The organism is Streptomyces albidicamelliae (genome assembly GCF_025642175.1).
GTDB lineage: Bacteria > Actinomycetota > Actinomycetes > Streptomycetales > Streptomycetaceae > Streptomyces > Streptomyces albidocamelliae.
Genome location: NZ_CP106795.1, coordinates 5640147 through 5664989, shown reverse-complemented (window position 1 = coordinate 5664989; position 24843 = coordinate 5640147). Strand labels below are relative to the sequence as shown.

The window sequence follows — 24843 nt, the reverse complement described above, 5'->3', positions numbered from 1 at the left end:
ATGACCTTCCGAGAGATCAACTCCAAGATGGTCGAGGCGACGGTGCTGCCGGGGCAGCGGCTGTACAGCCAGCGCGGGGCCATGCTCGCCTACAAGGGGGAGGTGTCCTTCACCCCAGACATCCAGGGCGGTCAGGGCGGGCTGATGTCGATGCTCGGGCGCCGGGTGGCCGGCGAGGCGACGCCGCTCATGTCGGTCGAGGGCAGCGGCACCGTCTTCTTCGGGCACGGCGGCCACCACGTCCATGTCATCGGCCTCTCCGGCGACACCCTCTACGTGGAGGCGGACCGGCTGCTCGCCTTCGAGGGCACCCTCCAGCAGGGCACGATGTTCATGGGCTCGCAGGGCGGTGTCATGGGCCTGGTCCGGGGCCAGGTCACCGGGCAGGGCCTGTTCACCACCACCCTGCGGGGCCACGGCTCGGTGGCCGTGATGGCGCACGGCGGCGTCTTCGAGCTCCCCATCACCCCGCAGCGCCCGGTCCACGTCGACCCGCAGGCCTACGTCGCCCACCACGGGGACGTGCGCAACAAGCTGTCCACCGCGCTCGGGTGGCGCGACATGGTGGGCCGCGGTTCCGGCGAGGCCTTCCAGCTGGAGCTCAGCGGCAACGGCACGGTGTTCGTCCAGGCGTCGGAGGAGAAGCTGTGAGCGCGTACGGAGTCCCCGGCGGCCCGGTGGTCCACGACCCCCTGATGCTGCCCGTCGACGACAACGTGAACGCCTACACGTTCTGCGTCGAGCTCAAGGGCGGTCAGTGGTTCCTGCAGAAGGGGAAGATGATCGCCTACTACGGGGCGATCGAGTTCAACGGCGTCGGGCACGGCCGACTCGACCGACTTGTCCGTACCTCGTTCCATTCGCCACTGCACGCGAGCGACTGGGTCGTGGCGCAGGGCTCGGGCAAGATGCTGCTGGCCGACCGTGCTTTCGACGTCAACTCCTACGACCTGGACGACGGGAACTTGACCATTCGCGCGGGCAACCTGCTCGCTTTTCAGCCAAGTCTCGCGCTCAAGCAATCGATCGTGCCGGGTTTTCTGACCCTCATCGGAACCGGAAAGTTCGTCGCCGCATCTAACGGGCCGGTGGTGTTCATGGAACCTCCGATCCGGGTCGACCCGCAGGCGCTCGTCGGATGGGCCGACTGCCCGTCCCCGTGCCATCACTACGACCACGGATACTTGGCGGGTGTACTGGGCGGCCTACGTGCGATGACCGGCCTCGGCGGGGCCTCCGGCGAGGAGCACCAGTTCGAGTTCGTGGGCGCCGGGACGGTCCTGCTGCAGTCGACGGAGACCCTCATGGCCGAGGCGGCCACGGGTGTGGTTCCGCCGGATGCGGGGGTCCCCGGCGGTGGCGGAACGGCACCGGGTGGACACGGTCCGCAATCGTCGGGGGTACCGCGCCTTCCCGGACAGCTGGGAGACCTCCAGCGTCGCTTCGGGCTGTGAGCGGTAGTCTGCGGAGTGTGACATCGAACGCGTGCGCACAGTCACACCACCCGAAGTAGTTCGTCATTCAACTTCTTAGGTAGACTTCATTCATGGAGACCGAGACGGCCACGCGCTGGCTGACCGATGCGGAGCAGTGCGCCTGGCGCACCCACCTGGAGGTCAACAGGCTGTTGACGTACCAGCTCGAGAAGGACTTGCAGCCGTTCGGCCTGACTATGAACGACTACGAGATCCTGGTGAACCTGTCCGAGTCGGAGGACGTACGGATGCGGATGAGCGACCTCGCCTCCGCGACCCTGCAGTCCAAGAGCCGGCTGTCGCACCAGATCACGCGGATGGAGAACGCGAACCTGGTGCGCCGTGAGAACTGCGAGTCCGACCGGCGCGGACTGTTCGCCGTGCTCACCGAGCACGGCATGGAGACGATGCGGAAGGTGGCGCCGCACCACGTGGCGTCGGTGCGGCGGCACTTCATCGACCTTCTGTCGCCAGAGGCACTGATAGAGCTGGACAAGGCGCTCAAGCCGATCGCCGAGCACCTGCGGGGACAGCGGGGGCGTCCCTAGTTCCGTTCGCCTGCCGGACAGGCCTCGGCCGGGCGGCCGGGCGCTCCGGCCCGCTCGGGCGGGGTGCCCCCGGCCGGAAGGGCGTGGTCGGCGGCCCGGCCGGCCCGCCATCGCACCGCCGACAGCGCGGGCAGCAGGGCCGCGCCGCCCGCGAGGGCGAAGCACGCCCACAGTGGCAGGCGGCCGATCAGCAGCCCCGCCACCAGCGCTCCCCCGGAGCTTCCCGCGTTGACCCCCATGTTCACCCAGGCCCCGGCCCGGGTGCGGGCATCGGCCGGCACCGTCTCGTCGGCCAGGAGATAGGCCGTCGTCAGCGCCGGGGCGAGGAACGCCCCGGCGACGGCCATCGCCACCGTGAGCGTCCACAGGTTCGGCGCCAGACCGGCCGCCGCCACCGTCAGGCCCAGGGCGAGGGCGAAGAGAAGCAGCCGCTCGCGGGCCGCCGCCCGCCAGGGCACCGCCCCGTTCACCAGCCCGCCGACCGCGCTGCCCGCCGAGAGCGCGCCCAGCACCCACGGGACCGTGCCGGGATCGTAGGCGTGCGCCGAGGCGAAGGCCATCGCCAGCAGGTCCACCCCGCTGAGGGCCAGCCCCACGCCGAGGGCCACGGCCACGGGCGTCCCGAGCCCCCGTACTCGCCCGCGCCGCTGCGCGTGCGAGGCGGGCCGCGGACCCGGCATCACCGGGGACATGACGAAGGCGCAGGTGCCGGCCACGATCAGGAACGCGCTCAGCAGGATGCCGGACGCCGGGTGCGCGAAGACGGTCAGCGCGCCGATCAGTACCGGGCCGGAGACGTAGAGCAGTTCCTCCGCGACCCCGTCGAGGCTGTACGCGCGGCGCAGCAGGTCGCGGTCCGGGAGCAGTTCGGCCCACAACGCACGCATGGTCGGCCCGAGGGGCGGCGCGCACGCTCCGGCGAGCGCCGCGGCGGCCGCGAGGGCCGCGGGCGGTACCGCCGGACGCCAGGTGAGGGCCGCCAGGACGCACAGCAGGGTGCCGTAGAGCACCGACATCGGCAGCAGGGCGCGGCGGGGGCCGTGACGGTCGATCAAGGACGCCCTGACCGGCATCAGGAAGACCGACGTGGCGCCGAACAGGGACATCACCACGCCGGACACCGCGTAGGAGTCGGTGGCACGGGTGACGGAGAGCAGCACGGCGAGGGAGACCGTGCCGTAGGACAGCCGGGCGGTCAGGGCGGAGACGAAGGTGCGGCGCGCGTGCGGGACGCGCAGGACGGCGGCGTACGAGGGCCGCGTGGAGGCATGCGTGGACACGCTGACGTTCCTCTGCGTGAGGCGGAAGAGGGGACACCGAGGGACGCGGTGGCCACGGTCGGGCCCCGCGATCCGGTGCGCGCTCTACGCCAACAAGAGGAACATGGCGGCAATCTAGCAGCAGGCGGGCCGCACGCGGGCGGTTCAGCCCTCCGTCAGGCCCGCGACCAGTTCGTCGGCCGCGCGGTACGGGTCCAGCTCACCGGCGACGATGCGCTCGGAGAGGGCGCTGAGCCGGCGGTCGCCGTGCAGGTCGCCGATGCGTTCGCGCAGGGCGGTGACCGCGATGGTCTCCACCTCGCGGGCCGCGCGGGCCCGGCGGCGCTCGGCGAGGACCCCGCGCTCCTCCATCCAGGCGCGGTGCTTCTCCAGGGCCTCGACGACCTCGTCGATCCCCTCCGCGCGCGCGGCGACCGTCTTCACGATGGGCGGACGCCAGTCGCCGGCGGCGCGGGCCTCGCCCAGGCCCAGCATGTGGTTCAGCTCGCGGGCCGTGGCGTCGGCGCCGTCCCGGTCCGCCTTGTTGACGACGTACACGTCGCCGATCTCGAGGATGCCGGCCTTCGCCGCCTGGATGCCGTCGCCCATGCCGGGGGCCAGCAGGACGACCGAGGTGTCCGCCTGGGAGGCGATCTCCACCTCCGACTGGCCGACACCGACCGTCTCGACCAGGATCACGTCGCAGCCGGCGGCGTCCAGCACGCGGATCGCCTGCGGTGCCGCCCAGGCCAGGCCGCCCAGATGACCGCGGGTGGCCATCGAGCGGATGTAGACGCCCGGGTCGGAGGCGTGCTCCGACATCCGGACCCGGTCGCCGAGCAGGGCGCCCCCGGAGAACGGGGACGACGGGTCGACGGCCAGGACGCCGACCCGTTTGCCCTGTTTGCGATACGCCGTGACGAGCGCGGAGGTGGAGGTCGACTTGCCGACACCGGGCGAGCCCGTCAGACCGACGACGTACGCGTTGCCGGTCAGCGGGGCCAGTGCCGCCATGACCTCCCTGAGCTGCGGGGACGCCCCCTCCACCAGGGAGATGAGCCGGGCCACGGCCCGCGGCCGGCCTTCCCTGGCCTGGGCCACCAGAGAGGAGACGTCCTGCATCAAACAGCTCCGTTCACTTCACAGACGTTAAGGGGACTCAGGCCTTCGGAACCCGGACGATCAGCGCGTCGCCCTGGCCGCCGCCACCGCACAGCGCGGCCGCGCCGACACCGCCGCCACGCCGCTTGAGCTCCAGCGCCAAGTGGAGCACGAGACGGGCGCCGGACATGCCGATCGGGTGGCCCAGCGCGATCGCGCCACCGTTGACGTTCACCTTTTCCGTGGACACGCCGAGGTCCTTCATTGACTGCACGGCGACCGCGGCGAAGGCCTCGTTGATCTCGATGAGGTCGAGGTCGCCGACCTCCAGACCGTCCTTCTTCAGGGCGTGCCGGATGGCGTTCGACGGCTGGGACTGCAGGGAGTTGTCCGGGCCGGCCACGTTGCCGTGGGCGCCGATCTCCGCGAGCCACTCCAGGCCCAGCTCCTCGGCCTTGGCCTTGCTCATGACGACCACGGCCGCAGCGCCGTCGGAGATCTGCGAGGCGGAGCCCGCGGTGATCGTGCCGTCCTTGGCGAAGGCCGGCCGCAGCTTGCCGAGCGACTCCGCGGTGGTGTCGCCGCGGATGCCCTCGTCCTTGCTGAAGACGACCGGCTCGCCCTTGCGCTGCGGGATCTCCACGGGGGTGATCTCGGCCTCGAAGACGCCGTTCTTCTGCGCCGCGGCGGCCCGCTGGTGGGACAGGGCGGCGATCTCGTCCTGCTCGGGGCGCGCGATACCGAGGCGCGTGTTGTGCTTCTCCGTGGACTCGCCCATGGCGATGCCCTCGAAGGAGTCGGTCAGACCGTCGTAGGCCATCGCGTCGAGCATCTCGACCGCGCCGTACTTGAAGCCCTCGCGGGACTTCGGCAGCAGGTGCGGGGCGTTGGTCATGGACTCCTGGCCGCCCGCCACGACGATGTCGAACTCGCCGGCGCGGATCAGCTGGTCGGCCAGCGCGATGGCGTCGAGGCCGGACAGACAGACCTTGTTGATGGTGAGCGCCGGGACGCTCATCGGGATACCGGCCTTGACGGCGGCCTGGCGGGCCGGGATCTGTCCCGCCCCGGCCTGGAGCACCTGGCCCATGATCACGTACTGCACCTGGTCGCCGCCGATCCCCGCACGGTCGAGGGCGGCCTTGATCGCGAAGCCGCCGAGGTCGGCTCCGGAGAAGGACTTGAGCGAGCCGAGCAGTCGTCCCATGGGCGTACGCGCGCCCGCGACGATCACCGAGCTGTTCGTTCCAGAAGGCATGAGCTGCGATCCCCTTACCGGCCTGCCCAGGCCGAGGAGTGAACGAGGGTTTACTTCGAATGTACTGAGTGGCACTCCGTGCCGTCATCGGCCCGTCGGTGTGATCGCGCGCACGTTGCGTAACCATCTGATGAGCGCTGCACTGAATCCATGCTGACGCGAATCGACCACATCGGGATCGCCTGTCACGACCTCGACGCGACCGTCGAGTTCTACCGGGCCACGTACGGCTTCGAGGTGTTCCACACCGAGGTCAACGAGGAACAGGGCGTGCGCGAGGCCATGCTCAAGATCAACGAGACCTCGGACGGCGGTGCCTCCTACCTCCAGCTGCTGGAACCGACCCGCGAGGACTCCACCGTCGCCAAGTGGCTCGCCAAGAACGGCGAGGGTGTCCACCACATCGCTTTCGGTACGGCGGATGTGGACACCGACGCCGCGGACATCCGCGAGAAGGGCGTACGCGTTCTGTACGACCAGCCACGAATCGGTTCCATGGGGTCGCGGATCACCTTCCTGCACCCCAAGGATTGCCACGGTGTGCTCACAGAACTGGTCACTTCGGCGCCGGTTGAGTCGCCCGAGCACTGACCGCCGTACATATGGGCCGGTAGGGTTGGGGGCGGTCGTCCCTTCAACCGGGGCGACCGCATGCCGGGGTCCGGGTTTCGGGGGACGAGCGTCGGGGCGGCAGCCCGTGCTCCGCCGTTGATCTGACACCATTCCCCGGGGGCCCCGTCCGGCGGATGGACGGAGCTCGTTGGAGAAGCTGACCAGGGGACGGATGGGACCGCGCAGTGCGGGGCTACGAGAGCCAGGAGCGAGAGCCGGCGGCTGACGTCGACCACCTCTCTCGGTTCGAGGCCGAGATGAAGCGGCTGAAGACCGAGCGGGAAAAGGCGATCCAGCACGCCGAGGACCTCGGCTACCAGGTCGAGGTGCTGCGCGCCAAGCTGCACGAGGCGCGGCGCACCCTCATGACCCGGCCCGCCTACGACGGCGGTGACATCGGCTATCAGGCCGAGCAGTTGCTCCGCAACGCCCAGATGCAGGCGGAGCAGCTGCGCCAGGACGCCGAGCGGGAGCTGAGCCAGGCCCGCGCGCAGACGCAGCGCATCCTTCAGGAGCACGCCGAACAAGCGGCCCGGCTCCAGTCGGAACTGCACCAGGAGGCGGTGACCCGCCGCCAGCAGCTCGACCAGGAGCTGGCCGAGCGCCGCTCCACCGTCGAGTCCCACGTCAACGAGAACGTGGCCTGGGCCGAGCAGCTGCGCGCCCGCACCGAACAGCAGGCCAGGCGTCTGCTGGAGGAGTCCCGCGCGGAGGCCGAGCAGGCGATGGCCACCGCCCGCGCGGAGGCCGAGCGGCTGACCCGGGAGGCCCGGGAGCGGCTGCAGGCCGACGCCGAGTCGGCGCGCAGCGAGGCCGAGCAGATCCTGCGCCGCGCCCGCACGGACGCCGAGCGGCTGCTGAACGCGGCCTCCACGCAGGCCCAGGAGGCCACCGACCACGCCGAGCAGCTGCGCAGCAGCACGGTCACCGAGTCGGACGCCGCCCGCCGGCAGTCCGCCGAGCTGAGCCGGGCCGCCGAGGAGCGGATGGCCCAGGCCGAGGAGGCGCTGCGCAAGGCGCAGGCCGAGGCCGAGAAGGTCGTCACGGAGGCCGAGCAGGCCGCCGCCAAGACGCTGTCGAGCGCCGAGGCCGCCAACGAGACGCGGACGCGCACGGCGAAGGAGCAGGTCGCCCGGCTGGTCGAGGAGGCCACCAAGGAGGCCGAGCAGACCCGGTCCGAGGCCGAGCAGCTGGTCGCGGACGCCCGCGCCGAGGCCGAGAAGATCGTCGCCGAGGCGTCCGAGAAGGCCCGTACGGTCACCGCCGAGGAGAGCGCCACGCAGCTGTCCAAGGCGGCCAAGACCGCCGAGGACGTGCTCAACAAGGCGTCCGAGGAGGCCAAGCGGACCACGAAGGCCGCCGCCGAGGAGGCCGAGCGGATCCGCCGCGAGGCCGAGACCGAGGCGGACCGGCTGCGCGCCGAGGCGCACGACATCGCCGAGCAGCTCAAGGGCGCCGCCAAGGACGACACCAAGGAGTACCGCGCCAAGACGGTCGAGCTCCAGGAGGAGGCCCGCCGGCTGCGCGGGGAGGCCGAGCAGCTGCGGGCCGACGCGGTCGCCGAGGGCGAGTCGATCCGTGCCGAGGCCCGCCGCGAGGCCGTCGCGCAGATCGAGGAGGCTGCCAGGTCGGCCGAGGAGCTGCTGGCCAAGGCCAAGGTGGACGCCGACGAACTGCGGCAGAAGGCCACCGCGGACAGCGAGAAGGTGCGCACCGAGGCCATCGAGCGCGCCACCTCCCTGCGCCGGCAGGCCGAGGAGACCCTGGAGCGCACCCGCAAGGAGGCCGAGCGGCTGCGCGCCGAGGCCGACGAGCGGGCCGAGGCCGTCCGGGCGGACGCCGAGCGGGCAGCGCTGGAGCTGCGCGAGGAGACCGAGCGCGCCGTCGAGGCCCGCCGCGGCGAGGCCGCCGAGGAACTGACCCGGCTCCAGACCGAGGCCCAGGAACGGCTGGACAACGCCGAGCAGGCGCTCACCGACGCCCGCGAGGAGGCCGCCCGGATCCGCCGCGAGGCCGGCGAGGAGACGGAGCGGCTGCGCGCGGAGTCCGCCGAGCGGATCCGCACGCTCCGGCAGCAGGCCGAGACGGAGGCCGAGCGGCTGCGTGACGAGGCCGCGTCCGACGCGTCCGCGTCCCGTGCCGAGGGCGAGGCCGTCGCCGTACGGCTGCGTTCCGAGGCCGCCGCCGAGGCCGAGCGGCTGAAGGCGGAGGCGCAGGACACCGCTGACCGGGTGCGCGCGGAGGCGCAGGCCGCGGCGGAGCGGCTGGGCGCGGAGGCGTCCGAGACGCTGGCCGCCGCCCAGGAGGAGGCCGCCCGGCGCCGCCGCGAGGCCGAGGAACTCCTCGGTGCCGCCCGCGAGGAGGCCGACCAGGAGCGCGAGCGGGCCCGCGAGCAGAGCGAGGAACTGCTGGCCTCGGCGCGCAAGCGCGTCGACGAGGCGCAGGCCGAGGCGACCCGGCTGGTCGAGGAGGCCGACCGGCGCGCCACCGAGATGGTCGCCGCCGCCGAGCAGCACGCCCAGCAGGTCCGGGACTCCGTCAGCGGACTGCACGAGCAGGCGCAGGAGGAGATCACCGGACTGCGCTCGGCCGCCGAGCACGCGGCCGACCGCACCCGGCGGGAGGCCGAGGAGGAGGCGGACCGGGTCCGCGCCGACGCCTACGCCGAGCGGGAGCGGGCCGGCGAGGACGCGAGCCGGCTGCGGCGCGAGGCGAACGAGGAGTCCGAGGCCGCGAAGGCGCTGGCCGAGCGGACGATGGCCGAGGCGATCTCGGAGGCCGAGCGGCTGCGCTCGGACGCCTCCGAGTACGCCCAGCGGGTGCGCACCGAGGCGTCGGACTCACTGGCCGAGGCCGACCAGGCCGCGTCCCGTACCCGGGCGGACGCCCGCGAGGACGCCAACCGCATCCGCTCGGACGCGGCGACCCAGGCGGACACCCTCATCACCGAGGCCCGCAACGAGGCCGAGCGGCTCCAGACCGAGACGGTCGCGGAGGCCGAACGGCTCGTCAACTCCGCGCGCGAGGAGTCCGAGCGGCTCCGGACGGAGACGGCCGCCGAGGCCGAGCGGGTGCGCGCGGAGGCCGTCGCGAACGCCGATCGGCTCCTCGGGGACGCCACCGGCGACGCCGAGCGGCTGCGCGCCGAGGCCGCCGAGACGGTCGGTTCCGCGCAGGCGCACGCGGAGCGGCTGCGGTCCGAGGCCGAGCGGGTCAAGGCGGACGCGGAGGCGGAGGCCGAACGGCTCGTCAACTCCGCGCGCGAGGAGTCCGAGCGGACCCTGGACGAGGCCCGCAAGGACGCCAACAAGCGGCGCTCGGAGGCGGCCGAGCAGGTCGACACGCTGATCACGGAGACCGCGGCCGAGGCCGACAAGCTGCTCGCCGAGGCCCAGCAGCAGGCGCTGAAGACCACCGCGGACGCCGAGTCGCAGGCCGACACGATGGTCGGCGCGGCCCGCAGCGAGGCCGACCGGATCGTCTCCGAGGCGACCGTCGACGGCAACACCCTGGTGGAGAAGGCCCGGACGGACGCCGACGAGCTGCTGGTCGGCGCCCGTCGGGACGCCACCGCCATAAGGGAGCGCGCGGAGGAGCTGCGCGACCGCATCACCAGCGAGATCGAGGAGCTGCACGAGCGGGCCCGCCGCGAGGCCGCCGAGACGATGAAGTCCACCGGCGACCGCTGCGACGCGCTCATCGCGGCCGCCGAGGAGCAGCTGGCCAAGGCGCAGGCCAAGGCCAAGGAGACGCTGTCGGAGGCGAACTCCGAGGCGGGCAAGGTGCGCATCGCCGCCGTCAAGAAGGCGGAGGGGCTGCTCAAGGAGGCCGAGACGAAGAAGGCCACCTTGGTGAAGGAGGCCGAGGAGCTGAAGGCCGAGGCGATCCGGGAGGCCCGGCGCACGGTCGAGGAGGGCAAGCGGGAGCTGGAGATCCTGGTGCGCCGGCGCGAGGACATCAACACCGAGATCTCCCGGGTGCAGGACGTCCTGGAGGCGCTGGAGTCCTTCGAGGCCCCGGCCGGTGCGAAGGACGGCGGAGTCAAGGCGGGTGCGACCGTGGGAGCCCCCCGTTCGGGTGGCAAGTCGTCGGACGGCTAGCCCGCGGGGTGCATTCCGGTGTCTTCTGGGGGCTTTGCCCGGGTACTTGGCAAGCCGTCCGGCGGTCAGCCACCCGAAAGAGGTGCCATTCTCCAGATCAAAACCGTATCCGCTCGATGACACACCGCTTCGGCCCCTAGGATTCCCCTTATCACCTCACCGGTCTCATTGACAGGAACCCCATGAGCGACACTTCCCCCTACGGCTTCGAGCTTGTGCGGCGTGGGTACGACCGCGCTCAGGTGGACGAACGTATCTCCAAGCTCGTCTCCGACCGTGACAGCGCTCTAGCCCGCATCACCGCCCTGGAGAAGCGCATCGAGGAGCTGCACCTCGAGACGCAGAACGCCCAGGCACAGGTCACCGACGCCGAGCCGTCGTACGCGGGTCTCGGCGCGCGGGTCGAGAAGATCCTGCGCCTGGCCGAGGAAGAGGCGAAGGAGCTGCGTGAGGAGGCCCGGCGCGCGGCCGAGCAGCACCGCGACCTCGCCGAGTCGGCGGCCCAGCAGGTCCGCAACGACGCCGAGTCCTACGCCACCGAGCGCAAGGCCAAGGCCGAGGACGAGGGCGTCCGGATCGTCGAGAAGGCCAAGGCCGACGCCTCCCAGCTGCGTTCCGAGGCGCAGAAGGACGCGCAGTCCAAGCGCGAGGAGGCGGACGCCCTCTTCGAGGAGACGCGTGCCAAGGCCGCGCAGGCCGCCGCCGACTTCGAGACCAACCTGGCCAAGCGCCGCGAGCAGTCCGAGCGCGACCTGGCGTCCCGTCAGGCCAAGGCCGAGAAGCGCCTCGCCGAGATCGAGCACCGCGCCGAGCAGCTGCGTCTGGAGGCGGAGAAGCTGCGCACGGACGCCGAGCGCCGCGCCCGCCAGACGGTGGAGACGGCCCAGCGCCAGGCCGAGGACATCGTGGCCGACGCGAACGCCAAGGCCGACCGGATCCGTTCGGAGTCCGAGCGCGAGCTGGCCGCCCTGACCAACCGCCGCGACTCCATCAACGCCCAGCTGACGAACGTCCGCGAGATGCTCGCCACGCTGACGGGCGCCGCGGTGGCCGCGGCCGGCACGTCGACCGACGACGAGCCGATCTCCCGCGGGGTGCCGGCGCAGCAGACCCGGTAGTTCCGGGCAGTCGTACGACGCCGTGAGGGGGCGGCGGGACCGGGTCCCGCCGCCCCTTCCGCGTGCCCGCGGCCGTCCCGTGGGCCGCGCGCCGTGGCCGGACCGCGCCCCGCGGCCGCCGGGTACGGCGCCGTAGCCTGGCCGTAGGAGCGTGGGGCGTGGCCCGCCGCGGCGGGCCGGTGCCGCGCGGACGGGCCGGGAAGGAGGGCCTCTCATGCCGGACGGCGGGCGGTCCCTGGAGGACGCCATTCTCGATCTGCTCGACCGGCGGGCGCCGGGTGCCTCCGTCTGTCCCTCGGACGTGGCACGCGCGGTGCACCGGGGCGAGGACGAGGGCTGGCGGGAGCTGATGGAACCCGTGCGCCGGGCGGCGGCGCGGCTCGCGGCCGACGGCCGGGTGGAGGTCACCCAGCACGGCTCCCCCGTCGATCCGGCCGAGGCCCGGGGGCCCGTCCGGATCCGCCGGCCGGCCCGGTGAGCCCGTACGGCGGTGCCCCGGGCCGCCCCCTCCGAGTGGCAGGGCCCCGGACCCCGTCCTAGCGTGGCCGCATGATCGAGCTGGAGGGGCTGACCAAGCGGTACGGCGACAAGGTGGCGGTGGACCGTCTCACCTTCGCGGTCAGACCCGGCATCGTGACCGGGTTCCTCGGCCCCAACGGCGCCGGGAAGTCCACGACCATGCGGATGATCCTCGGGCTCGACCACCCCACCGCCGGCGACGTCCGCATCGACGGCAGGCACTACGACCGGCTCAAGGACCCGCTGACGTCCATCGGCGCCCTGCTGGACGCCAAGGCCGTGCACGGCGGCCGCAGCGCCTTCAACCACCTGCTGTGTCTCGCGCAGAGCAACGGGATCCCCGCGCGCCGGGTGGCGGAGGTGCTGGACACCGTCGGGCTCACCGCGGTGGCGCGGAGGAAGGCGAAGGGCTTCTCGCTGGGCATGGGGCAGCGGCTCGGCATCGCCGCCGCGCTGCTCGGCGATCCGCGGATCCTGATGTTCGACGAACCGGTCAACGGCCTCGACCCCGAGGGCATCCACTGGATCCGCACCCTGATGAAGTCGCTGGCCGCGCAGGGGCGGACGGTGTTCGTCTCCAGCCACCTGATGAGCGAGATGGCGCTGACGGCGGAGCACCTGGTCGTCATCGGGCAGGGCAGGCTGCTCGCGGACACCTCCATGGCCGACTTCATCCGGCAGAACTCACGGTCGTACGTCCGCATCCGCACCCCTCAGCGCGAGCGGCTGCTCGACGTGCTGCACCAGGCCGGGATCACGGTCGTGGAGTCGGGCGCCGGGGCGCTGGAGGTGGAGGGCGGCAAGGCCGAGCAGATCGGCGAGCTGGCGGCCCGGAACGGGCTCGTGCTGCACGAGCTGAGCCCGCGGCAGGCTTCGCTGGAGGAGGCGTTCATGCAACTGACCGCGGAGGCGGTGGAGTACCACGCGCACGCCGACACGGGTACCGGCGGGCAGGACTGGGGCGCCGGCTGGAAGGAGGCCTGACGTCATGGCGGCCGCACAGGTGCTCCGGTCCGAATGGACCAAGATCCGTTCGGTGGCGTCGACGGTCTGGACGCTGTCGCTGGCGGTGGTCGTGACCATCGCCCTCGGGATGCTGATCTCCGCGCTGACGAGGAGCCAGTTCGAGCAGATGCCGCTGCGCGAGCGGCTCTCCTTCGACCCCACGGTCATCAGTTTCGCCGGGATGACCCTCGGCCAGCTCGCCATGATCGTGTTCGGGGTGCTGGTCGTCACCAACGAGTACAGCACCGGCATGATCCGGGTCTCGCTCGCGGCCGTACCGCAGCGGGGCACCTTCCTGTTCGGCAAGATCGCGGTGGCCGGGGCGCTCGCGCTGGCCGTCGGCATGGTGACGAGCTTCGCCGCGTTCTTCCTCGGGCAGGCGATGCTCGGCTCGCTGGGCACCGGGATCGGCGATCCGGGAGTGCTGCGCGCGGTGCTCGGCGGCGGGCTCTACATGGCGCTGATCGCCATGTTCTCCATGGGCGTCGCCGCGATGCTGCGCTCGCCGCTGCTGTCGCTCGGCATCCTGATGCCGTTCTTCTTCCTGATCTCCAACATCCTCGGCAACGTCGACGCCACGAAGAAGATCGGCCGCTTCCTGCCCGACCAGGCCGGCAGCCGGATCATGCAGGTCGTGCCGGTCCTGGACGACGACACGCCGTACGGGCCCTGGGGCGGCCTGGGAATCATGGCACTGTGGGTGATCGCCGCGCTGCTCGGTGGTTACGCCCTCCTCGAGCGCCGGGACGCCCAGTAGACCGCCGTACGACGGATCGTGATGTTCTGGCTTTACCTTCCTTTGGGCGGAACCGTCAGCGCCTCGATATCCTCCTAACCCTTACGGGGGCGTGTGCCCCGCTGTCCTGAACCTTTCGATGGGTGCGGAGCATGATCGAGGCTGTAGGCCTGACCAAGCGCTACGGCGACAAGACCGCCGTGTACAACCTTTCCTTCCAGGTGCGGCCGGGAGCCGTCACCGGCTTCCTCGGGCCGAACGGCTCGGGCAAGTCGACGACGATGCGGATGATCCTCGGGCTGGACAATCCGACGTCCGGCTCGGTGACCATCGGCGGCTACCCCTACCGCAGGCTGCCGAACGCCCCCCGGCAGGTCGGCGCGCTGCTGGACGCCAAGGCCGTGCACGGCGGCCGCAGCGCCCGCAGCCATCTGCTGAGCCTCGCCCAGCTGTCGGGCATCCCGGCCCGCCGGGTGGACGAGGTGCTCGGCGTCGTCGGTCTGCAGGAGGTGGCGAAGAAGCGGTCCAAGGGCTTCTCGCTCGGCATGGGCCAGCGCCTCGGTATCGCCGCCGCGCTGCTCGGCGACCCGCAGGTGCTGCTCTTCGACGAGCCGGTCAACGGTCTCGACCCCGAGGGCATCCTCTGGGTCCGCAACCTGATGCGGGCCCTCGCGGCCGAGGGGCGTACGGTCTTCGTCTCCTCGCACCTGATGAGCGAGATGGCGCTGACCGCCGACCACCTCATCGTCATCGGCCGGGGCCAGCTCCTCGCCGACATGAGCGTGAAGGACTTCATCTCGGCCAACTCCGCCGACTTCGCGCGGGTGCGCACCCCGGAGACCGAGCCGCAGCTGCGCGAGAAGCTGTCCTCCGCGCTCACCGAGGCGGGCGGCCACGTCCTGCCGGAGCAGGACGGCGCGCTGCGGGTGACCGGGCTGCCGCTGCCCCGCATCAGCGACCTCGCGCACGACGCGGGCGTCCGGCTGTGGGAGCTGTCGCCGCACCAGGCCTCGCTGGAGGAGGCGTACATGCGGATGACGCAGGGCGCCGTCGACTACCGCTCCACCGTCGACCAGAAGGCGGGACTGCAGCAGCAGCTGCCGCCCGGCGTCCAGCCGCCCATGCCGGTGCCCGGCCAGGGCCAGCCGGGCTGGTACGCCCCGCCGCCGCCCCAGCAGGGCGGGCAGCCGTTCACGATGCCGCCGGCGCCCACGGGTCCGTACGACGGTGCCGCGGCGGGCGCGTACGGCGCCCCGGCGCGCCTGCCGCCAACCCCTACGCCCAGCCGGCCGCTCAGGTCCCGGGCGCCCCGGCCGCACCGGCACCGCAGGCCCAGCCGGCCGTCCAGGCCCCGGCCGCACCGGCCGCGGCGCCGCAGCAGGCGCCCGCCGCGCCCCCGGTGCCCGGAGCGGCGCCCGCTGCCGCCGCCTCCGCCCCCGCCGACCAGACCCAGCCCGAGGACGCCCGATGAGCACCCACCAGCCCCCGATGCCGCAGGCCCCGCATGCCGCGCAGGCGGCGCCCGGCGGGCCGTACCCCGGCTACACCTCGCCGATCCCCGTGGTGCGCACCCACCTCGGGCACGCCGTCGCCTCCGAGTGGACGAAGATCAAGTCGGTGCGCTCCACCATGTGGACGCTCGGGGTGTTCGTGCTGCTCGTCCTCGGCATCGGCCTGCTGTCCGGCTCGCTGGTCTCGGCGAACTCCGGCGAGACCAGCCTGAGCGGCGAGAACCCGCTGTCCTTCGGCTTCTTCGGACTGCTCCTCGGCAGCATCTGCATCATCACGCTCGGCGTGCTGACCACGGCCTCCGAGTACGGCACCGGCATGATCCGCACGACCATGACCGCGTGCCCCAGCCGGGCCCGGGTGCTCGCCGCGAAGGCGATCGTGTTCTTCGTGCTGGCCTTCGTCGTCACCCTGGTGTCGTCCGGCCTCGTGGCCATGATCCACGCGTCCATGCTGGAGAACACGGGCGCGCGCACCCCGACCGGCGGTGACTGGTTCAAGGCGACCGTCGGCGTCAGCCTCTACATCGCGCTGCTCGGCCTGTTCTCGCTGCTGATCGGTTCGATCATCCGGCACTCGGCGGGCGCCATCACCATCATGATCGGCGTCGTGCTCGCCCCGCTGGTGCTGGCCCTGTTCATGGCGACCGAGTCGCTGAGCAAGGTGCGCGAGTGGCTGTTCGAGTACTCGATCCCGAACCAGCTGAGCGTGTTCTACGCCAATTCGCTGAGCGAGTCCGGCCCGTCCGGCTGGGACCCGCTGTGGATCGTCCTCGGTCTGACGGCGGCCGCGTACGGTGCCGCGTACGCGCTGCTGCACAGCCGGGACGTGTAGCCGCCGCTCAGAACCTCGGCGCGTTACGGGACCGCTGCACCCGCGTGGTGCGGCGGTCCTTCGCGTTCCAGCACGCCTTGTGCCAGTGGCGGCGGTCGTCCACCCCCGCGTGCTCCGGCCAGGCCACCACGTGCGGGACGCCGGAGGGGATCATCTGGTCGCAGCCGGGGCAGCGGTAGGTCTTGCCCTCCGTGCTCGCGCCCGCCACGTGCCGCACGTTCCAGTCCTCGCCCTGCCAGCTCTCCGAGGACTGCCAGCCGCCGTACCGGCCGGCGCGGTCGTCCTCGGCGCTCGACGATCCGGCTGCCTTCGGTCGGTTGCGACGCGGGGACACGGGACACCTCTCGGGGCTATACAGGAAGCGCGACTGCATCCAGCCTACGCGCCGCCGAGAGGGGTACGCGTACGGAACCAACCCGTACAAGTCCCCCTGCAGGGCGCCCCATTCTGCAGACAATCCGCAAATCTTCCCGCGAGGCCGTGTCCTGGGCACGTGTCAGACGGTTATGCCGGGTGGGGGAGCTCCGGGTCGGAGCCAAGGAAGCAGGAAGAGCGATGCACGTAGGAAGTTTTGTGCTGGCAGCCCAGTTCCCGGGCCAGGGTCAGGGGGAGGCCCTGCACCGGGCGGTCCGCTCGGCCGAGGTCTCCGAGGAGGCCGGGCTGGACGCGGTGTGGCTGGCCGAGCACCACTTCGTGCCGTACGGCACCTGTCCGTCGGCGGTCACCCTGGCCGCCCTGCTGCTCGGCCGCACCCGGCGCATCCGCGTCGGCACGGCGATCAGCGTACTGCCCACCGCGCACCCGGTCGCCCTCGGCGAGCAGGCGGCGCTGCTGCACGTGACGAGCGGCGGACGGTTCACCCTGGGCGTGGGCCGGGGCGGGCCCTGGGTGGACCTGGAGGTCTTCGGAGCGGGCCTGGAGGCCTACGAACAGGGGTTCCCCGAATCCCTCGATCTGCTGCTGCGCTGGCTGCGCGAGCCGGCGGTGGCGGCCTCCGGCGAGCGGTTCTCCTTCCGCGAGGTGGCGGTCGTGCCCCGGCCGTCGGAGGCGCTGACGGACGCCCCGGGCCCCGAGGTCGTGGTGGCGTGCACCTCGCCGGCAAGCGTGCGGCTGGCCGCCGAGCGCGGTCTGCCGATGCTGCTCGGCATGCACGTCGGGGACGAGGAGAAGGCCGAGATGGTCGCCCTGTGGCGGCGGTGCGCCCGCGCGGCGGGCCGGAGCGCCGAGGAGGTCGCGGACGCCGCCCATGTGTCGGCCGGGGTCTGCCAGCTCGCCGACCGGCGCACGGACGCGGCGGAGACGCTGCTGAAGGCCATGCCGGGCTGGCTGCGGCAGGGGCTGGGCGCCCATGTGACGGTGGACGGCCGGGCCCGCTCCATGCGCGACCCGCACGCCTACACCGAACTGCTCTGCGGGCTGCACCCGGTGGGCACTCCGCGGCTCGCCGCCGACCGGCTCGCGGCCACCGCGGAGCGCACCGGCATCTCCCGCTTCGCCCTCCTGGTGGAGGGCTCGGGCGACCTCGCGGCCACGGAGGAGAACCTGCGGCGCCTCGGCGCCGAGGTGCTGCCCCAGTTGCGCTGACCACATCCCGCGCGCAGGCCACCTGGGGGGCTTGCCGCCCCAGTACTGAATGCACCTCCCGGCGGGTGGAGCGGCAAGCGAGCGGCTCGGGGGCTCGGCCGTACCGGAGCCGCGCGTCAGCAGTCCCGGAGCTCCGGCGACTGGTTGAGCAACTGGCTGCGCACCGAGGTGAAGCGGGCCAGCTTCTCGTCCACCGAGGCGTCCAGCGGGAACACCGCCACGCGGTGGCAGTTCTGGAAGGCCAGCCGCACACCGAAGTGCCGCTGCAGCGCGCCGCGTATGGCGTCGCTCGCGAGTGCACGCAGCAGCTGTCCGCGTGCCTGCTCGTCCGGCGGGGGCGTCTGGTTGTCGGCGAAGGAGCCGCCGTCCACCTTCAGCTGGGCCACCAGGGAGCTGATCATCTCCCATGCGTAGGGCAGGGAGGTCCGGACGCAGTCGACGAATGCTGCTTCGTCGACCTCGCCTCGCTCGGCCTGTTCGAGTAGGGCCGGTGAGACGTCGAGCGACATGGGTTCTCCTCTCGCACCCCCGCGGAGCAGGGGTTGCCGGACAGATAAGGGAGTTCGCGATTTCGAACACGCTCAGTACATGGCTCGCGACCTCCCGTTCCCTACGGTAGGCAACGGTCGGTGACCACACCAGCAGATTGCGTATATCGAACGGTCCCGTTACGCCCACAATCGGCCAGGGATGAACAAGAGTTTCCAGGGACAAATGGTGCGATCCCTGGGGAGCGGGACGGGCGGATCGCGCGCACCGACGGCCGTCGAGTAGCGTTGCCGACCATGCGTCTCGTCATCGCCCGGTGCTCGGTCGACTATGCCGGCCGGCTCACCGCCCACCTGCCCTCGGCGCCCCGCCTGATCCTGGTCAAGGCGGACGGCAGCGTCTCCATCCACGCCGACGACCGGGCCTACAAGCCCCTCAACTGGATGTCGCCGCCCTGCACGCTGAAGGAGGGCACGGGCGACGAAGAGGGCGTGTGGACCGTCGTCAACAAGGCAGGCGAGAAACTGATCATCACGATGGAGGAGATCCTCCACGATTCCTCGCACGAACTGGGCGTGGACCCCGGCCTGATCAAGGACGGCGTCGAGGCGCACCTCCAGGAACTGCTCGCCGACCGCATCGAGACGCTGGGCGACGGCTACTCGCTGATCCGCCGCGAGTACATGACGGCGATCGGCCCGGTGGACATCCTCTGCCGGGACGCCGACGGCGGGACCGTCGCCGTCGAGATCAAGCGACGCGGCGAGATCGACGGCGTGGAGCAACTCACCCGTTATCTGGAGCTGTTGAACCGCGACCCGCATCTGGCCCCGGTCCGCGGCGTCTTCGCCGCGCAGGAGATCAAGCCCCAGGCCCGCGTCCTCGCCACCGACCGGGGCATCAACTGCCAGATCCTGGACTACGACGCCCTGCGCGGCATCGAGGACGACAAGCTCCGCCTGTTCTGACGGCGCGCGGCGGTGGCGCCGGGGGGATGCCCCGGCGCTACATCAGCCCGCCGAAGAAGAGGTCCGGCTCCTCCCCGTAGGCGGCCCGCGCCGTGTTCTCCGGGCTGCCGGACGTCGCCGGGCCGCCCGCCGTGTCCGTGGTGGACGGGGTCGTCGAGCCCGTCGGGGTCGGGGACCCCGACGGCGTGGCGGAGGACGGCGGCGGCGAGGAGGGCGTGCCCGTGGGCGACGTCCTGGTCGGGTGCGGCGTGGACGGCTTCGTCGTCCGCGACCTCGACGGTGTGGGAGACGTGTGTCCGCCGCCCGTCCCCCTGGTCCGGCTCGGGTCGGCGGAGGGTTCCGCCGGGACCGGCGGTGCCGGGTCGTCCGTCGTGCCGTAGGTGCCGTCCGGCCCCGGCGAGGTCGGGCCGCCGGTGGGCGTGCCGGTGCCGTGGGCGGTGCCGGTGTCGTCCGCGGGTCCGGCGTCCGGGCTGCCGTCGTCCACGTCCTGGCTCGCCGACGGGTTGACGTCGACCGTGCCGGCCGGGTTGTCGCCCGCGTTCTCGTGGGACGTCATGCCGAGGGTGACGACGGTGCCGAGCACGGCGGCGAGCAGCGCCGCGGAGCCCGCCGCCACCAGGTTGCGCCGGGCCAGCCGCCGGACGCCGCCGAACGGCCTGCCGTCCGGGGGACGGTGGGTGACCAGGGGGTCCACGACGGTGGTGTACGGCGGTGGCACCGACTCCTCGTGCCGTACCTCCGGCACCTCCTCGCCCGCCGTCGGCGCCGGTCCGGGCGCCTCGCCCGCGAGGTCGGCGACCAGCGCCAGCGCACGCCGGCCGGCGACGGTGCCCCGCTTGTCGGCGAGCGCCGCGCGCAGTCCGCCGGAGGCCTCCAGTTCGGCCCGTGCGCGGTCGAGCCGCCCCTCGCACAGCGCGAGGACTCCCAACTCGTGGTGGAAATAGGCTTGTTCGGACACCTCGCCGGACGCCCGGGCGGCTTCCGCGCCGGAGCGCAGCGCCCGGTCCCAGGCGTTCCAGTGGAGTCCGGCGGCGAAGGCGGGCGCGGCCGTCCGTGCGAGCCGTACCGCGCAGGCCTCCTCGCCCTCGACGGGCGGGACCGTCTGCGGCACCGCCGCGGCGAGCGCGGCGAGCACCGCGTCGGCCTCCGCGCAGACCCGCTCGGGGGTGACCGAGGGGTGCCCGGCCCACCAGGCGTAGTGCTGGGCGGCGGTGAGGGCCTGGGCCGGGGCGTCGTCGGCGTACCCGGCGGCCTCCAGCTGGGTCCGCACACCCGCGGCGAGCCGGTAGCGGGCACCGACCGGGGAGACCAGCCCGCAGCCCGCGAGCTCCCCGAGGGCGGCGTCGGCATGGGTGTCGCCCACGAGGGCCGGCAGATGGGCCTGGTGGGGCACCTCACCGCCGAGGGCGACCGCGAGGCGCAGGGTGGCGCGGGCGGAGGCGCTGAGCCGGGAGGCGAGCAGCGGGGCGGGGGCGGCGGCCTCGCCGAGGAGGGCAGCGGCACGTCCTCCGACGGGGCGGCGGCCGGATCCGCGGGGGTCTCGGCCGGCCGGCGCACGTCCTCGAAGACGCCGTACTCGTCCACCGCGCCGGCGCTGGCCCGCAGCTGGTCGTGCTGCCGCAGGAGGGCGCCGGCCTGCACGAACCGCAGGGGCAGCCCCTCGGACTCGAACCAGAGGTCGCCGGCCCAGTTGGCCTCCTCCTCGGTGAGGACCCGGCCGACGGCCTGTTCCAGGAGCTCCACGCCGGCGGCGCGGTCGAGACCGCCGAGGAAGACCTCCTCGACCTCCGACTCGGGGGAGGGCGCCTGCACGTCCGGGGTGGCGCCCAGCAGCAGGGCGCACTCGGGGGTGGCGTCGAGCAGCTCGTCCAGGGCGGTGCCGCCGAACTCGACGTCGTCGAGGACGACGACCGCGCCGATCTCCCGCAGACGGGCGAGCAGTTCGTCCTGTTCCGGGCGGTACCCGGGGGCGTCGTAGACGGCGTGGAAGAGATCGTGCATGACCTCGGCGGCCGAGCGGTGGAAGCCGCTGAGCCGGACCACGCCGTCGGGTGCGAGGTCCACGCAGTCCTCGGCGACCAGGTCGAGGAGGGCGGTGCGGCCGGAGCCGCCGGGCCCCGTCAGCCGTACGGTCCGGCCGCGGGCCAGCAGGCGGACCAGGCGCTCGCGTTCGTCCTGCCGTTCCAGCAGGGAGGGAGCGGGCCGCCCGGGTCCGGCCGGTACCGGCGGGCGGGCGGCGTGCTCGGCGTCGGCACGCTCGGCGGCGGTGCGCTTGCGGGGCGCGGCGGGGCGCTCGACGGGCGGGCAGGGCTCTATCTCGCTGCCGTCGACCGGGTTGACGGTCAGCAGCAGGTCACCGGAGACGAGTCGCACCGTGCGGGCGAGCGCGGGCGTGTTCGGGACGAAGTCGGAGGTGAGGGAGTCCCGAGGCGGGCGGCGGCTGTACGCCTGGCCGTGCTCCTCGGGTCCCGGGGTGTTCGGGTCCATGGGTTCCTGCCCCCCAAAAAGCGTCGTGTGGCCGTGATGCGGCCCCTCCCGGCCTGGTCGCACACGGCGCTGTCGCTTCTGGTCCGGGCCCGCTCGGTAGAGGGTTGCGAGGCGGCGGGCGACCGAACCCTAAACCTTCGCTCAGTATCTCCGACAGGGTGGGGTGCCGTGCGGTCCGAGACGTCACGGTCTCATGAGGATTGCCCGCGACGCGCCCTTCGGCGGCTGCGCCCGGGTCTCCCCCGACGCCCGGTTCACACCCGATCGAGGCGTTACACCCGGGGCAGGGACTCGACTCCGATGCCGCCCTCGATGGCGAGGATGCGGTGCAGCCGGGTGGCCACCAGCAGACGCTGCATCTGCGGCGGCACGCCGCGCAGCACGAGGCGGCGGCCGCAGCGGCCGGCCCGCCGGTGGGCGCCCATGATCACACCGAGGCCGGTGGCGTCCCAGGAGTCCAGTTCGGAGAGGTCGAGCACCAGGTCACCGACCCCGTCGTCGACGGCCGAGTGGAGGGCCGTACGGGCGTCCGCCGCGCTGCGTACGTCAAGGCGGCCCCCGACGGCCAGCTCGGCGTCGTCGCCCCTGATGTACATATGCGCTCCCCGTTGAGTGCGGTTGGCGTACTCCGTGACGGTGCTGTGCAACGTCTGACTGTGTGAGTGGCGGTGCGGTTGCTGCTTGTAAGCGAACCGATACCGAATTCACCCGCGGGAGTGATGGCTCCCGGGGTGAATGTCCGTCGTGTGCACGTACGGAGGCCCCGGTGCGCCGTACCGATGGGTCCCGGTCCGGCGCACCGCTGGTCTCAGTACGTGTAGAAGCCCTGCCCGCTCTTGCGGCCGATGTCACCGGCGTCCACCATCCGGCGCATCAGCTCCGGCGGGGCGAACTTCTCGTCCTGCGACTCGGTGTAGATGTTGCCGGTGGCGTGCAGCAGGATGTCCACGCCGGTGAGGTCGGCGGTGGCGAGCGGGCCCATCGCGTGGCCGAAGCCGAGCTTGCAGGCGAGGTCGATGTCCTCGGCGGTCGCGACGCCCGACTCGTAGAGCTTGGTGGCCTCGACGACGAGGGCGGAGATCAGCCGGGTGGTGACGAAGCCGGCGACGTCCCGGTTGACGACGATGCAGGTCTTGCCGACGGACTCGGCGAACTCCCGCGCGGCGGCGAGGGTTTCGTCGCTGGTCTTGTAGCCGCGGACGAGCTCGACGAGCTGCATCATCGGCACCGGCGAGAAGAAGTGCACGCCGACGACCCGCTCGGGGTGCTCGGTGGCCGCCGCGATCTTGGTGATCGGGATGGCGGAGGTGTTGGAGGCGAGCACGGCGTCCGGGCGCACGATCTTGTCGAGCGCGCGGAAGATGTCGTGCTTGACCTCCAGCTTCTCGAAGACGGCCTCGACGACGATGTCGGCGTCGGCGGCGGCGTCCAGGTCGGTGGTCGGCGTGATGCGGGCCAGGGCGGCCTCGGCGTCCTGCGCGGCGAGCTTGCCCTTGCCCACGAACTTGTCGTACGAGGCCTTGATGCCGTCGGTGCCCCGCGTCAGCGCCTCGTCGGTGACGTCACGCAGCACGACGTCCCAGCCCGCCTGCGCGGCGACCTGAGCGATACCCGATCCCATGAGACCGGCCCCGATGACAGCGAGCTTGCGTGCCACTGACGACTCCTCGAACCCTGTTGACTTCTGCCTCTCGGCGGACCCTAGCGCTCGAGCGACGACTTGAGGACGGTAAGTAATGCGTGTCACTGTCTCAGGGGGTGAGACCCCGGTCACGTCAGATTTGACGGACATGGCGATCCCCCCGCCGGCCCGCGCGGAAGGCTGCGCGCCGGGCCGGCCGGGGCGGCCGGGGCGGTAATTCCGCGCGGGTCGGCACCGGTTGACGGTCCCGGCGGAATCCGGTCGACGGAGTGCGCGGCGCGCGCACCGGGCACCGCACGAGCGCGCACAAGCGGTACGGCGTCCTGGTCGCGGCCGGGTCCGCGGCAGCCGCCGTGACGGTGGGCACACGGGTGTTCCGGACGGCCGGGGCGTAACTACGCTGGTCACATGGTCAATCTGACGCGCATCTACACCAGGACCGGCGACAAGGGCACCACCAACCTCGGCGACATGAGCCGGGTGCCCAAGACGGACCTCAGGATCTCGGCGTACGCGGACGCCAACGAGGCCAACGCGGTGGTCGGCACCGCGATCGCGCTGGGCGGCCTCGACGAGGAGGTCGTCGCGGTCCTCACCCGTGTCCAGAACGACCTGTTCGACGTGGGCGCGGATCTGTCCACGCCGGTGGTGGAGAACCCGGAGTTCCCGCCGCTGCGGGTGGAGCAGTTCTACATCGACAAGCTGGAGGCGGACTGCGACCGCTTCAACGAGCGGCTGGAGAAGCTGCGGTCCTTCATCCTGCCGGGCGGCACGCCGGGCGCGGCGCTGCTGCACCAGGCGTGCACGGTGGTCCGCCGGGCCGAGCGCGCCACCTGGGCGGCGATGGAGGCCCACGGCGACACCATGAACCCGCTGACCGCGACCTACCTCAACCGCCTCTCCGACCTCCTGTTCATCCTGGCCCGCGCGGCGAACGGCGAGCTCGGGGACGTGCTGTGGGTCCCGGGCGGCGAACGCTGACCCGGCCCACCGGACGGGCGACGCCGGCCCGGTGAACGCCGGGGCGGGGGTCGCTCCCGGCCCGGCCGTCGGTCCGTGCGCGGGTGGGCCCGCGGGTCAGCGGTCCGCGGTGCTCCTCGCGTCCCGGTCGGCGGCGGCCGCCGCGGACTCGGCCGCGTCGACCTTCTTCTTCATGTCCGCGTAGCCCGAGGGCGCGGGGTGGGCGTCGTGTCCGGGGACGCGCCGTCCTGGTGGGTGCAGCCCGCCATGAGCGTCACGAGCAGGACCGCCGCCGGGACGGCGGGCAGCCGGCGGCGGGCCCGCGTCAGCTCCCCGGCTTCCCGTCGTCGCCCGTGCGGCACCACGTCCTGACCGCGGGCGAACGGTTTGACGAGGTGGTCGTCGCCGCCCGCCTGTGGCCCGGCTGTCCGGTCGGCGGTCTCGTCGAGCGCGGAGAGCATGAGCACGGGCAGGTCGCGCCCCCTCGTCGCGGAGCCGGGGTGCACACCTCGATGCCGCTCGGGCCGGGCATCGACACGTCGAGCACGAGGACGTCGGGCGGCGCGTCCCGGATGGCGTGGAGCGCCTCGGTCCCGTCGGCGGCGGTCCCGACCGCGAAGCCGTTGAGCCGCAGTCCGC

The 24843-nt window shown here is 72.6% G+C and carries 21 protein-coding genes and 4 pseudogenes; 15 read left to right on the top strand and 10 right to left on the bottom strand.

The window, feature by feature from the left end; all coding sequences use genetic code 11:
* From N8I86_RS26030 to N8I86_RS26020, 3 genes are all read left to right on the top strand, one after another.
* The gene (locus N8I86_RS26030) at positions 1–651 is read left to right on the top strand and encodes an AIM24 family protein (protein WP_073889629.1); all 651 of its coding nucleotides are present in this window, start codon (positions 1–3) and stop codon (positions 649–651) included.
* Entirely contained in the window at positions 648–1454 is an 807-nt protein-coding gene (locus N8I86_RS26025; RefSeq protein WP_263278831.1) for an AIM24 family protein, read from the top strand. Before N8I86_RS26030 ends, N8I86_RS26025 begins: the two co-directional genes overlap by 4 nt.
* 92 nt (positions 1455–1546) lie before the next feature.
* The gene (locus N8I86_RS26020; protein WP_073889626.1) at positions 1547–2023 is read left to right on the top strand and encodes a MarR family winged helix-turn-helix transcriptional regulator; all 477 of its coding nucleotides are present in this window, start codon (positions 1547–1549) and stop codon (positions 2021–2023) included.
* Here N8I86_RS26020 and N8I86_RS26015 read toward each other — a convergent pair.
* The 3 genes from N8I86_RS26015 to N8I86_RS26005 all read right to left on the bottom strand — a co-directional run bounded on the left by N8I86_RS26015 (position 2020) and on the right by N8I86_RS26005 (position 5641).
* Positions 2020–3303 (bottom strand): MFS transporter, encoded by a 1284-nt coding sequence (locus tag N8I86_RS26015; RefSeq protein ID WP_263278830.1) that lies wholly within the window; start codon positions 3301–3303, stop codon positions 2020–2022. The genes N8I86_RS26020 and N8I86_RS26015 overlap by 4 nt on opposite strands.
* Positions 3304–3447: 144 nt before the next feature.
* Complete coding sequence (gene meaB, locus N8I86_RS26010) at positions 3448–4404, bottom strand: methylmalonyl Co-A mutase-associated GTPase MeaB (protein WP_073889624.1); 957 nt, start codon at positions 4402–4404, stop codon at positions 3448–3450.
* A gap of 37 nt (positions 4405–4441) precedes the next feature.
* Positions 4442–5641 (bottom strand): acetyl-CoA C-acetyltransferase, encoded by a 1200-nt coding sequence (locus N8I86_RS26005; protein ID WP_073889623.1) that lies wholly within the window; start codon positions 5639–5641, stop codon positions 4442–4444.
* A 150-nt stretch (positions 5642–5791) separates the two neighbouring features.
* On the opposite strand from N8I86_RS26005, the gene mce reads away from it, so the two are divergent.
* The 8 genes and pseudogenes from mce to N8I86_RS25965 all read left to right on the top strand — a co-directional run bounded on the left by mce (position 5792) and on the right by N8I86_RS25965 (position 16074).
* Positions 5792–6232: a methylmalonyl-CoA epimerase gene (gene mce / locus N8I86_RS26000; protein WP_073889621.1), complete on the top strand. Its 441-nt coding sequence runs from the start codon at positions 5792–5794 to the stop codon at positions 6230–6232.
* A 206-nt stretch (positions 6233–6438) separates the two neighbouring features.
* Positions 6439–10353 (top strand): polarized growth protein Scy, encoded by a 3915-nt coding sequence (gene scy / locus N8I86_RS25995; RefSeq protein ID WP_073889619.1) that lies wholly within the window; start codon positions 6439–6441, stop codon positions 10351–10353.
* Positions 10354–10535: 182 nt separating this feature from the next.
* Positions 10536–11471 (top strand): coiled-coil domain-containing protein, encoded by a 936-nt coding sequence (locus tag N8I86_RS25990; RefSeq protein ID WP_073889618.1) that lies wholly within the window; start codon positions 10536–10538, stop codon positions 11469–11471.
* Positions 11472–11685: 214 nt separating this feature from the next.
* Positions 11686–11949, top strand: a complete 264-nt coding sequence (locus tag N8I86_RS25985; protein ID WP_073889616.1) for a DUF3253 domain-containing protein — start codon at positions 11686–11688, stop codon at positions 11947–11949.
* Positions 11950–12020: 71 nt separating this feature from the next.
* Positions 12021–12974, top strand: a complete 954-nt coding sequence (locus N8I86_RS25980) for an ABC transporter ATP-binding protein (RefSeq protein ID WP_263278829.1) — start codon at positions 12021–12023, stop codon at positions 12972–12974.
* 4 nt (positions 12975–12978) lie between these two features.
* Entirely contained in the window at positions 12979–13752 is a 774-nt protein-coding gene (locus N8I86_RS25975) for an ABC transporter permease (protein WP_073889613.1), read from the top strand.
* Between the two features lie 131 nt (positions 13753–13883).
* Positions 13884–15202: pseudogene (locus N8I86_RS25970) on the top strand (ABC transporter ATP-binding protein).
* Complete coding sequence (locus N8I86_RS25965) at positions 15199–16074, top strand: ABC transporter permease (protein ID WP_073889610.1); 876 nt, start codon at positions 15199–15201, stop codon at positions 16072–16074. Before N8I86_RS25970 ends, N8I86_RS25965 begins: the two are co-directional and overlap by 4 nt.
* A 7-nt stretch (positions 16075–16081) precedes the next feature.
* On the opposite strand, the gene N8I86_RS25960 is transcribed toward N8I86_RS25965, so the two are convergent.
* Complete coding sequence (locus N8I86_RS25960) at positions 16082–16408, bottom strand: ATP/GTP-binding protein (RefSeq protein ID WP_073889609.1); 327 nt, start codon at positions 16406–16408, stop codon at positions 16082–16084.
* 221 nt (positions 16409–16629) lie between these two features.
* On the opposite strand from N8I86_RS25960, the gene N8I86_RS25955 reads away from it, so the two are divergent.
* Complete coding sequence (locus N8I86_RS25955; protein WP_263278828.1) at positions 16630–17658, top strand: LLM class flavin-dependent oxidoreductase; 1029 nt, start codon at positions 16630–16632, stop codon at positions 17656–17658.
* A gap of 116 nt (positions 17659–17774) precedes the next feature.
* Here N8I86_RS25955 and N8I86_RS25950 read toward each other — a convergent pair whose 3' ends face one another.
* Positions 17775–18167, bottom strand: a complete 393-nt coding sequence (locus tag N8I86_RS25950; RefSeq protein ID WP_073889606.1) for an SCO5389 family protein — start codon at positions 18165–18167, stop codon at positions 17775–17777.
* A 276-nt stretch (positions 18168–18443) separates the two neighbouring features.
* Here N8I86_RS25950 and nucS point away from each other — a divergent pair, with 276 nt between their 5' ends.
* Positions 18444–19115: an endonuclease NucS gene (gene nucS, locus N8I86_RS25945; RefSeq protein ID WP_073889605.1), complete on the top strand. Its 672-nt coding sequence runs from the start codon at positions 18444–18446 to the stop codon at positions 19113–19115.
* A 37-nt stretch (positions 19116–19152) separates the two neighbouring features.
* Here nucS and N8I86_RS25940 read toward each other — a convergent pair.
* From N8I86_RS25940 to N8I86_RS25930, 3 genes and pseudogenes are all read right to left on the bottom strand, one after another.
* A pseudogene (locus N8I86_RS25940) lies at positions 19153–21602 on the bottom strand (ATP-binding protein).
* A gap of 272 nt (positions 21603–21874) precedes the next feature.
* Entirely contained in the window at positions 21875–22198 is a 324-nt protein-coding gene (locus N8I86_RS25935) for an STAS domain-containing protein (protein ID WP_073889601.1), read from the bottom strand.
* A gap of 212 nt (positions 22199–22410) precedes the next feature.
* Entirely contained in the window at positions 22411–23259 is an 849-nt protein-coding gene (locus N8I86_RS25930; protein ID WP_073889599.1) for a 3-hydroxyacyl-CoA dehydrogenase family protein, read from the bottom strand.
* Between the two features lie 245 nt (positions 23260–23504).
* Here N8I86_RS25930 and N8I86_RS39065 point away from each other — a divergent pair.
* A pseudogene (locus N8I86_RS39065) lies at positions 23505–23639 on the top strand (ABC transporter permease); the annotation flags it as partial.
* A gap of 13 nt (positions 23640–23652) precedes the next feature.
* Positions 23653–24225: a cob(I)yrinic acid a,c-diamide adenosyltransferase gene (locus tag N8I86_RS25925; RefSeq protein ID WP_263278827.1), complete on the top strand. Its 573-nt coding sequence runs from the start codon at positions 23653–23655 to the stop codon at positions 24223–24225.
* A gap of 170 nt (positions 24226–24395) precedes the next feature.
* Here the strand turns inward: N8I86_RS25925 and N8I86_RS39420 are convergent, their stop codons facing one another.
* A complete protein-coding gene (locus N8I86_RS39420) occupies positions 24396–24710 on the bottom strand; it encodes a hypothetical protein (protein WP_404830831.1) in 315 nt (104 codons plus the stop codon).
* A 53-nt stretch (positions 24711–24763) separates the two neighbouring features.
* Positions 24764–24838: pseudogene (locus tag N8I86_RS39415) on the bottom strand (hypothetical protein); the annotation flags it as partial.
* Positions 24839–24843 lie beyond the last annotated feature (5 nt).

Coding starts and splice junctions, on each gene's coding strand:
- N8I86_RS25965 (WP_073889610.1), top strand. CDS start 15,199: ATGAGCACCCACCAGCCCCCGATGCCGCAGGCCCCGCATGCCGCGCAG.
- nucS (WP_073889605.1), top strand. CDS start 18,444: ATGCGTCTCGTCATCGCCCGGTGCTCGGTCGACTATGCCGGCCGGCTC.
- N8I86_RS25990 (WP_073889618.1), top strand. CDS start 10,536: ATGAGCGACACTTCCCCCTACGGCTTCGAGCTTGTGCGGCGTGGGTAC.
- meaB (WP_073889624.1), bottom strand. CDS start 4,404: ATGCAGGACGTCTCCTCTCTGGTGGCCCAGGCCAGGGAAGGCCGGCCG.
- N8I86_RS26005 (WP_073889623.1), bottom strand. CDS start 5,641: ATGCCTTCTGGAACGAACAGCTCGGTGATCGTCGCGGGCGCGCGTACG.
- N8I86_RS26020 (WP_073889626.1), top strand. CDS start 1,547: ATGGAGACCGAGACGGCCACGCGCTGGCTGACCGATGCGGAGCAGTGC.
- N8I86_RS26030 (WP_073889629.1), top strand. CDS start 1: ATGACCTTCCGAGAGATCAACTCCAAGATGGTCGAGGCGACGGTGCTG.
- N8I86_RS25935 (WP_073889601.1), bottom strand. CDS start 22,198: ATGTACATCAGGGGCGACGACGCCGAGCTGGCCGTCGGGGGCCGCCTT.
- N8I86_RS25980 (WP_263278829.1), top strand. CDS start 12,021: ATGATCGAGCTGGAGGGGCTGACCAAGCGGTACGGCGACAAGGTGGCG.
- N8I86_RS25975 (WP_073889613.1), top strand. CDS start 12,979: ATGGCGGCCGCACAGGTGCTCCGGTCCGAATGGACCAAGATCCGTTCG.
- N8I86_RS25950 (WP_073889606.1), bottom strand. CDS start 18,167: ATGTCGCTCGACGTCTCACCGGCCCTACTCGAACAGGCCGAGCGAGGC.
- N8I86_RS25985 (WP_073889616.1), top strand. CDS start 11,686: ATGCCGGACGGCGGGCGGTCCCTGGAGGACGCCATTCTCGATCTGCTC.
- mce (WP_073889621.1), top strand. CDS start 5,792: ATGCTGACGCGAATCGACCACATCGGGATCGCCTGTCACGACCTCGAC.
- N8I86_RS25955 (WP_263278828.1), top strand. CDS start 16,630: ATGCACGTAGGAAGTTTTGTGCTGGCAGCCCAGTTCCCGGGCCAGGGT.
- N8I86_RS25925 (WP_263278827.1), top strand. CDS start 23,653: ATGGTCAATCTGACGCGCATCTACACCAGGACCGGCGACAAGGGCACC.